Annotated in this window: 6 protein-coding genes and 5 tRNA genes; 4 read left to right on the forward strand and 7 right to left on the reverse strand. The window is 41.5% G+C overall.

Going from position 1 to position 5406, the window contains the following annotated elements; translation table 11 throughout:
• Nucleotides 1-289: 289 nt before the first annotated feature.
• Complete coding sequence (locus tag CYP84_RS04890; protein ID WP_103636862.1) at nt 290-1456, reverse strand: MalY/PatB family protein; 1167 nt, start codon at nt 1454-1456, stop codon at nt 290-292.
• A gap of 88 nt (nt 1457-1544) precedes the next feature.
• On the opposite strand from CYP84_RS04890, the gene CYP84_RS04895 reads away from it, so the two are divergent.
• The 3 genes from CYP84_RS04895 to tpx all read left to right on the forward strand — a co-directional run bounded on the left by CYP84_RS04895 (nt 1545) and on the right by tpx (nt 3901).
• Nucleotides 1545-2000: a DIP1984 family protein gene (locus CYP84_RS04895; RefSeq protein ID WP_103571487.1), complete on the forward strand. Its 456-nt coding sequence runs from the start codon at nt 1545-1547 to the stop codon at nt 1998-2000.
• Between the two features lie 218 nt (nt 2001-2218).
• Nucleotides 2219-3361, forward strand: a complete 1143-nt coding sequence (locus tag CYP84_RS04900; protein ID WP_103636863.1) for a trans-sulfuration enzyme family protein — start codon at nt 2219-2221, stop codon at nt 3359-3361.
• A gap of 9 nt (nt 3362-3370) precedes the next feature.
• Entirely contained in the window at nt 3371-3901 is a 531-nt protein-coding gene (gene tpx, locus CYP84_RS04905; RefSeq protein ID WP_103636864.1) for a thiol peroxidase, read from the forward strand.
• Nucleotides 3902-3907: 6 nt separating this feature from the next.
• Here the strand turns inward: tpx and CYP84_RS04910 are convergent, their stop codons facing one another.
• The 6 genes from CYP84_RS04910 to CYP84_RS04930 all read right to left on the reverse strand — a co-directional run bounded on the left by CYP84_RS04910 (nt 3908) and on the right by CYP84_RS04930 (nt 5228).
• On the reverse strand, nt 3908-4324 hold the full coding sequence (locus tag CYP84_RS04910; RefSeq protein WP_103636865.1) for an ATP-binding domain-containing protein: 417 nt from the start codon (nt 4322-4324) through the stop codon (nt 3908-3910).
• A 318-nt stretch (nt 4325-4642) separates the two neighbouring features.
• Nucleotides 4643-4732: transfer RNA gene (locus CYP84_RS04915), tRNA-Ser, on the reverse strand.
• A gap of 57 nt (nt 4733-4789) precedes the next feature.
• Entirely contained in the window at nt 4790-4945 is a 156-nt protein-coding gene (locus tag CYP84_RS10740) for a hypothetical protein (RefSeq protein ID WP_021086361.1), read from the reverse strand.
• 31 nt (nt 4946-4976) lie between these two features.
• Nucleotides 4977-5050, reverse strand: a tRNA-Cys gene (locus CYP84_RS04920).
• 7 nt (nt 5051-5057) lie between these two features.
• A tRNA-Leu gene (locus tag CYP84_RS04925) sits at nt 5058-5144 on the reverse strand.
• 9 nt (nt 5145-5153) lie between these two features.
• Nucleotides 5154-5228: transfer RNA gene (locus CYP84_RS04930), tRNA-Gly, on the reverse strand.
• 103 nt (nt 5229-5331) lie between these two features.
• On the opposite strand from CYP84_RS04930, the gene CYP84_RS04935 reads away from it, so the two are divergent.
• A tRNA-Ala gene (locus CYP84_RS04935) sits at nt 5332-5404 on the forward strand.
• Nucleotides 5405-5406 lie beyond the last annotated feature (2 nt).

Below are 5406 nucleotides of genomic sequence, written 5' to 3' on the forward strand. Positions count from 1 at the left end.
CAAATTTCTTTTGAGTTGCTAAATTTAGCAAGCAATAGGCGCGATATTTATAGCTTTGAAATGACATAAAATACTCGTTTTAGCTACCGCCCTATTTTGATGCGGTGGCTTTCACTTTAAATTTAGCGCTATAAAACGAAACCAAAACAACTATCTCACCTTTAAATTTATCAGTAAAACTTACTTTGATATTTAAGAAATGGAGCAGTATTTGTTGCTTCAAAATGCTCCAAGTAGATTTTTGTATCAAGCAAGGGCGGCTTAAATTTCAAAGCCACCCAGCCAAAATTTATCTTTTTGAAGTGTATAAATTTATCCCCTTTTGCAAGCGTTTTAACCCTTCAAGCACCCTTTCGCGCTGCGTTGCGATATTCATACGAAGGAAAAATCTATCTCCTCTGTAAGCGTTGCCGTCATTTAGCCAAAGTCCCGCTTTATCGCGCAAGAAATTCATAAATTCGCTCGAATCCTCGCAAAACGCACTGCAGTCAAGCCACAAAAGGTAGGTCGCACTCGATGGCAAGAGCTTCACTGGCAAGCCTTGCTCTTTTATGAAGTTTGCAACGACCTTTTTGTTTTCAAAAAGATACTCTCTTAGCTCATCAAGCCATGCCTCGCCCTCGTTAAAAGCGGCGATTGCGGCGATGATCGCAAAGGCATTTGCCTCGCCAACCTCATCGTAGTTGATAGCAGCATTTAGTCTTGATCTGATCTTTTCATTTGGCGTGACGACGGCTGAGCTTTGAAGGCCAGCTATGTTAAAGGCCTTTGTTGGCGATATGCACGTTATGGAGTTGTTTTTGCACTCCTCGCTAACGCTGATAAATGGTACGTAGCTTAGCCTAGGGTCGGTTATGTCGCAGTGAATTTCATCGCTAATGACCAAAACGCCGTGCTTGTAGCAAAGCTCACCTATCTTTTTTAGCGTCTCTTTGTCCCAAATTTTACCTATTGGATTGTGGGGATTACAAAGTAGCATCATGGTCGTTAGTGGCTGGGCTAGCTTTGCCTCAAGGTCGTCAAAGTCTATCTCATAAGAGCCATTTTTGTAAACAAGGTCGTTTGATAAAATTTCACGGCCGTTGTTTTTTATGCAGTTAAAAAAGACGTGATAAACGGGCGCTTGCACTAAAATTTGATCTCCCGGGCTACTAAATCTCCTAATAGCAGTCGAGATAGCTGGTATGACGCCCGTGCAAAAGCACATCCACTCATTCTCTAAGCTCACGTTATGGCGCCTTTGCCACCAGCTCTTTATCGCCTCATTCCACTCTTTTGGGATGAAAGAGTAGCCAAAGACGCCGTTATCAAGGCGCTTTTGCAAGACACTTAAAATTTCAGGTGCAGCCTTAAAGTCCATATCCGCAACCCACATCGGCAAAACATCGCTCTTCATACGCCATTTTGATGAGTTTGTGCCTTCTCTGCTTACTAATGTGTCAAAATCGTACTTCATAGCTTTTCCTTAAATAAAATTTTAAATCAATTATAACCCAAAAGATACTAAGATGATTTAAAAATTTAATACCAAAAAAGGAAAAGTGATGAAACTAGCTCAGGCTCTCATCCTAAGATCTGACACGCAAAAGCGCATCGAACAGCTAAAAGTTAGACTACTTAGCAACGCAAAAACGCAGGAGAATGAAAGTCCAAGCGAGGATCCAAAGCTGCTTTTAAAAGAGCTTGACAAGCTAACAAGCGAGCTTTTTACGCTCATTTGCTCTATAAATTTAACAAACTCGAGCGCAAAATTTGATGGCATGAGCCTCACTGAGATGATCGCTAAAAAGGACGCTTTGACGCTAAAAGCAAACGTGCTTAGAGAGTTTGCCACGAGCGCTAGTCAAAAGGTCGATCTTTACTCAAACAGCGAGATCAAAATTTTAAGCACAGTCGATGTGAGCGCACTTCAAAAGCAAGTAGATGCGCTTTCAAAAGAGATCAGAGAGCTTGAGATGAAGCTTCAGGAGGCAAACTGGTCGGTTGATCTAGTAGAGTAAAATTTATGGTAAAAATTTAGCCAAAAGCGAGTAAAAAACCATACATTGGCGGCTTGCGAAGACCAGGCAAAAGCTTAAATTTAGTCTTAGCAATCTTACAAATGCAAATTTAAAAAGCACTTTTACTACCACTTACTGGTTTGGCTATATTTTGGGTGGGTTTGGGGAAAATTAATCTTTATCATGTAAAATTTCGTAAATTTTTAAAAAGGAAATTTATGAAACTAGACACCCTAATCGTAAAAGGCATCGAAGCTAAAAATAACCCAAACAAAGCGGTCGTTCCGCCAGTATTTTTAGCTAGCACCTTCGTGCAAGATGACCTTGAAAATTTTCAAGAATTTGCCTACTCACGCGGCAACAACCCTACAAAAAAGGCATTTGATGACATCTTTGCTAAAGTTGAAGGCAGCAAATACGCATTTAGCTTTGGCTCAGGCATGGCAGCAACAGCAGCCGCACTTAGCCTTATAAAAACAGGGCAAAAAGTCCTGCTAAATAGCAACGTCTATGGCGGCACATATAGATATGTCACGACAGTTTTTGAAAGCCACGGCATAAAGAGCGAATTTATAGATGATCTAAATTTTTTAAGCGAAGATGACATAAGCGACGACGTGGCAGCCATCTTCATCGAAACTCCCTCAAACCCTCTTTTAAGAGTGACTGATATCGCTAGAATTTCAAAGATCGCTCACAAAAAGGGCGCTCTAGTCATCGTGGATAACACATTTTTGACGCCTTACTATCAAAAAGTGCTTGAGCACGGAGCTGACATCGTGGTATATAGCGCTACAAAGTATATCGGCGGACACGCTGATGTGATCGCTGGTATCGTTACGCTAAACGACGATGCTTTGGCTGAAAAGATCAAATTTGCCAAAAACACGCTTGGTGGCATCATCAGCCCGATGGACGCATACTACCTAATACGTGGGCTTAAAACTCTTAGCGTTAGGTTTGACAGACAAACGCAAAATACCCATAAAATCATCAAATTTTTAGAGGATAGTGACGCCGTTAGCGTGGTGCATTTCCCTGGCTCATACAGCGAGCAAGAGGTAAAGATGCAAGCGGCTCAAGCAAGCGATATCGGAGCTCTTATCTCATTTGAGCTTGATGAAAAATATGATGTAAATAAATTTGTAAAAGCGCTAGAAATTTTTGATCTAGCGGTGAGCCTTGGTGGCGTAGAGAGCCTTATCTGCAGGCCTGCTACGATGACGCACGAGGCATATCCAAAAGAGTTGCTAGACAAGATCGGCATAAAGCAAAATTTGCTTCGCCTAGCCATCGGCATCGAAAACGTCGATGATCTAATAGCCGACCTTGATCAAGCGTTTAAAAAAGCCAAAAAATAAGGAGAAATCATGGCAACTACAAAATTTAAAGGTAGCAATGTAAATTTAAGCGGAAACGAGCTATTTGTCGGCTCTTATGCGCCTGAAGCCAGAGTCGTAGCGCAAGATCTTAGCGAATTTAGCGTGGGCGGAAATAATGGCATAGAGGTGCTTGTCTGCTTGCCTTCACTTGATACTGGCGTTTGCGCGGCAGAAGCACGTAAATTTAACGAAAAAGTAGCTGGAAAACACGGCGTAAAACTTAGCATCATCTCAAACGACCTGCCATTTGCGATGGGGAGATTTTGCACGACTGAGGGCATAGAAAATTTGCGCGTGGGAAGCGACTTTAGATACGGCGAATTTGCCCAAAACTACGGCATGCTGATGAGTGACGGGGCGCTAAAAGGCTTGCTTGCAAGAGCGGTCTTTGTCATCAAAGATGGCGTCATCATCCACAAACAAATCGTCCCTGAAGTGACCCAGGAGCCAAACTACGACGCAGTTTTTGACGCGATAAAACAAAGCGGCGGATGTGGTTGTGGCTGTGGCTGCCATTAAAATTTACTATGTAAAGAGCCCAGCTATAATGGCAAAGAGCTGACTGCCCGCCACCACTAGCTCGCCAACCTCTTTTACACCTCTTAAAACTAGCCTTATTTGGGCTAGTTTTAGGCTTGATTTTTCTTTTATTTGTTCATTTTTTGGTGGCAAGTCTTGCGTGATGCTTGCGTATTTTTTGATGACCTCTACCACTTGCTTTATCTCATCTGGCAAATTTTCATCCAAATTTTTAGGCAGCGAGATATATAAATTTTCACGGCTTCTAGTTAGTAAGACGTAAATTTTTCTATAAAAAAGCGCCCTTTCATTTTTATATATGGTCTGTAAAAACGGCAAAAAGTTGTGGATGATGACATTTTGTGCTTCAAGGCCTTTGATAGACTGTATCGTCAAAACCTCTATATTTTTGCCATCTGGCAAGACGCTCTCTTTTATGGCACTTACAGCGACCTTGCTATTACTTAAAATGACGCTTGTTTCGCCATCTGGTAAGGCACATTTATTGCCTCTTGCTCTTTATCGCCAAGGTACTTTTGTATATTTTCATCTAAGCGTTAAATTTACTTTGTTCTCACACTTTTTTGAGATTAAAATTCTGCTATTTTTAGCTTTTCCAAGAACACAGTTTTTGCCACAATTTAACATGGATCATGTTTATATTAAGTTATGTTGAGCCCAAATTCTAAAAATTAAAAATAAAAATAATTGAAAAATAAAAAAGCGATTTGAAATTTGAAGTGGCCGGGAGATAGGGATTCGAACCCCAGGAGGCTTTCACACCTCAACGGTTTTCAAGACCGCCGCTTTCGACCGCTCAGCCATCTCCCGATTAAAGATTTGTGATTATAGCCAACTTTGCTTAAAATTTGCTATAACCACTAAGAATTATTCTGTTTTTTCTTTGACGTAACTAGCGCCGTCATTGATCTTCTCTTTAGTCCATTCTTTGGCGTTGTGGCTATCTTCTTTTACGCCGTGCCAAGTGTTTGAACAACCTACTGCAAAAAATGCCATACAAACTATTAAAAGCAATTTTTTCATCGTTATCCCTTTATGCAGTTATTTTTGAAGTTGGAGGCGACACCCGGATTCGAACCGGGGATCAAAGCTTTGCAGGCTCATGCCTTACCACTTGGCCATGTCGCCATTTTGGTGGTGCCCGAGACCGGACTTGAACCGGTACGGTAAAAACTACCGAGGGATTTTAAGTCCCTTGCGTCTACCATTCCGCCACTCGGGCAAAATTTAATGGAGCGGGAAACGAGATTCGAACTCGCGACCCCAACCTTGGCAAGGTTGTGCTCTACCCCTGAGCTATTCCCGCATTAAAGGTTGCAATGTTACCCAAAAGTTGCTTAAAAATTTATTTTATAAAAACGACTTTCAAAAAAATGTAAGCCATAAAAAGATAAAATACCAAATCTTTTGGGGTTATAGCTCAGCTGGGAGAGCGCTTGAATGGCATTCAAGAGGTCGGCGGTTCGATCCCGCTTAACTCCACC

The sequence above is a fragment of the Campylobacter concisus genome, assembly GCF_002912425.1.
GTDB lineage: Bacteria > Campylobacterota > Campylobacteria > Campylobacterales > Campylobacteraceae > Campylobacter_A > Campylobacter_A concisus_AH.

What these genes read in the sequence shown, in the direction of transcription:
- CYP84_RS04890 (WP_103636862.1), bottom strand. Translation starts at nt 1,456, where the DNA reads ATGAAGTACGATTTTGACACATTAGTAAGCAGAGAAGGCACAAACTCA.
- CYP84_RS04895 (WP_103571487.1), top strand. Translation starts at nt 1,545, where the DNA reads ATGAAACTAGCTCAGGCTCTCATCCTAAGATCTGACACGCAAAAGCGC.
- CYP84_RS04900 (WP_103636863.1), top strand. Translation starts at nt 2,219, where the DNA reads ATGAAACTAGACACCCTAATCGTAAAAGGCATCGAAGCTAAAAATAAC.
- tpx (WP_103636864.1), top strand. Translation starts at nt 3,371, where the DNA reads ATGGCAACTACAAAATTTAAAGGTAGCAATGTAAATTTAAGCGGAAAC.
- CYP84_RS10740 (WP_021086361.1), bottom strand. Translation starts at nt 4,945, where the DNA reads ATGAAAAAATTGCTTTTAATAGTTTGTATGGCATTTTTTGCAGTAGGT.